Origin of the sequence: Candidatus Nitrosotalea sp. FS (assembly GCF_011319475.1) — an archaeon.
GTDB lineage: Archaea > Thermoproteota > Nitrososphaeria > Nitrososphaerales > Nitrosopumilaceae > Nitrosotalea.
This window is the reverse complement of sequence record NZ_RCMC01000046.1, coordinates 864-3168: the sequence shown is the minus strand read 5'-3', so window position 1 is coordinate 3168 and position 2305 is coordinate 864. Positions and strand designations below refer to the sequence as shown.

Annotated in this window: 2 protein-coding genes and 2 pseudogenes; all 4 read left to right on the top strand. The window is 41.0% G+C overall.

Features of this window, described 5'->3' with window-relative positions:
- Positions 1-9 precede the first annotated feature (9 nt).
- Positions 10-258, top strand: a pseudogene (gene thpR, locus DYY66_RS15740) (RNA 2',3'-cyclic phosphodiesterase); the annotation flags it as partial.
- Between the two features lie 11 nt (positions 259-269).
- Positions 270-557 carry a 2'-5' RNA ligase family protein gene (locus DYY66_RS15735; RefSeq protein WP_394352547.1) on the top strand — a complete coding sequence of 96 codons (288 nt, stop codon included), beginning with the start codon at positions 270-272 and terminating at the stop codon, positions 555-557.
- A pseudogene (locus DYY66_RS13840) lies at positions 554-925 on the top strand (nucleotidyltransferase domain-containing protein); the annotation flags it as partial. The gene DYY66_RS15735 and the pseudogene DYY66_RS13840, both read left to right, overlap by 4 nt.
- Before the next feature lie 9 nt (positions 926-934).
- Positions 935-1978, top strand: a complete 1044-nt coding sequence (locus tag DYY66_RS02245) for a CCA tRNA nucleotidyltransferase (protein ID WP_255496002.1) — start codon at positions 935-937, stop codon at positions 1976-1978.
- The last annotated feature ends 327 nt before the right edge of the window (positions 1979-2305 follow it).

Sequence of the window (2305 nt, the reverse complement as noted above, 5' to 3'; positions counted from 1 at the left end):
AAAAAAAATATGCACTTTACATTGTTGTTTTTGGGAGAGGTAAGTGAAGATATGGTGTCTGAGATTAAACAGGCATTGAGTACGATTTCGTTCAAGAGGTTTGAGGTCGAGTTTACCCACGTTGGGGCGTTTCCAAACCCGAGGTCTCCTAGAGTCATATGGATTGGAGTAGACGACGAGTCAGCAAAACATCTGGTTGATCTTGCGTCACAGGTGGAGAAAAAACTTGGTCCTTTGGGATTTAGACCAGACAAGCCCNGTCTCCTAGAGTGATATGGATTGGAGTCGATGACCAGTCAGCAAAACATTTGGTAGAGCTTGCATCACAGGTAGAGAAAAAACTCGGTCCACTGGGATTTAGACCAGACAAGCCATTCAAGCCTCACCTTACAATATTTAGGGTAAAGAACAGGATAGATGACATTTCAGGTACCATTGAAAGATTCAAGAAAGTTGCCTTGGGAAAATATACCATGACAGAGTTAAAGTTGAAGCAAAGCGTCTTAACCCCTAGTGGGCCGATATATTCTGATTTGCAGGTGGTTTTAGCTCAATGAAAAATATTTTAGATCAAGCAAGAAAGATTGCAGTCCCTGGAAAACAAGAAGAAGAAAAGATTGCAATACTAGCGAGAAACTTGCTAGAGTTGGTAAAAAAAGAAGCTGCAAAAAATTCTGAGGTCACTGGTGTAGAGCTTGGTGGGTCATATGCAAAGGGGACATGGCTCAAGGGCAAGCTGGATTTGGATATCTTTGTCAAGATGAAAAAAGAAACTGACGAGAAAAAGTTTGAGGAAATTGGAATAAAGATTGGATTTGATTCCATGAAAAAATTTAAACCGTTCATGAGATATTCAGAGCATCCGTATGTTGAGGCGGAGGCCCAAGGCACCAGGGTAAATGTTGTTCCTTGCTATGATGTGGAANAACCATTTATGAGATATTCAGAGCATCCGTATGTTGAGGCAAATGCTCAAGGCACTAGGGTAAATGTTGTTCCTTGTTATGATGTGGAGATAGGCCAGTGGAAGAGTGCAGCTGACAGGTCATCGTTTCACACTAGATTCATCCTTGAGAACTTGGATGGAATCAAAAAAGATGAGGTGAGACTGCTCAAAAAGTTTCTGAGAGGAATTGGAATCTATGGTGCAGAGATTGCAACAGAAGGATTTGGTGGATATGTATCCGAAGTATTGATTTATCATTATGGAAGTTTTCTCAAAGTTTTAGAAGCTGCTGCAAACTTTTCGCAGGGTCAAGTGATAGGAAATCCTACAAAAAAGTTTGAGACTGCATTTGTATTAATAGATCCCATCGATAGCAACAGAAACCTTGGCACTGCAATATCTGCACAGAACTTTGGAACATTCATACTTGCTGCAAGGGCTTTACTGAAAAAACAATCGCTTGTATTTTTCAATGGAAAAAAATCCTTGCCAGACAAGAACAATCTAAGAAATGTTTTGGTAGTCAAGTTTGGTTACAAGAAACGAAGTCCGGATATAATTTGGGGACAGGTAAAAAGGGGATCAAGTGCACTTGCAGTACAGCTTGAGCTTGGCGGATTCAAGGTCTTGCGAAAAGGTGCAGTAACTGATGAAAAGTCAGAGGCTGCAATGCTTTTCTTGCTGCATTCTACTACCATTGAAAAGTTCATGGTCAAAAATGGTCCTGATGTATTTCGAAAACCAGAATCAGAGAGCTTTATTTTGCGAAATTCCAAGAACAAGCTAACCTGGGTTGATGACCAGGGAAAGATCCTGTCCTTGCAGCAAAGAGAATTCTCTGATGCAAAAAAATTCTTACAGTCACTTTTGAGAAAGAATCTGGCAAATGCAGGCATTCCAAGTGGGATAATCTCTGACATGAAGCGCAGTTTTGTCATATCAGGGGGCCATCAGGTGACAAGCAAATCCATTAAAAAGGCTCTGGCTGAGTTAACCTCTACCAATGGACTCATCTTTGGTCTCAACAAGTAAGCTTGTCAAAGAACCATACTCACTGATACTAGGATATCCCAAGGCCACAAGGGGTGAGCTTGCAAGAAGACATGCGGAACTTAAAAAACTTGGAATAACCAAGATATCATTTCAGGGCGAGACAATCTTGAACAACATCCATGTCTTGGGCAAGGGATACGTTGGAGTTGTGGTACTGTCAAGGTTTGGCAAAAAAGATGTTGCATTAAAGATTCGAAGAATTGATTCAAGCAGGCAAGAGATGAAAAGCGAGGCAAAACTTTTGCAGATTGCAAACAAGGCAGGCGTAGGCCCCAAGTTGATTGCAAGCAGCAAAAATTTCTTGGT

What these genes read in the sequence shown, in the direction of transcription:
- DYY66_RS02245 (WP_255496002.1), top strand. Translation starts at nt 935, where the DNA reads ATGAGATATTCAGAGCATCCGTATGTTGAGGCAAATGCTCAAGGCACT.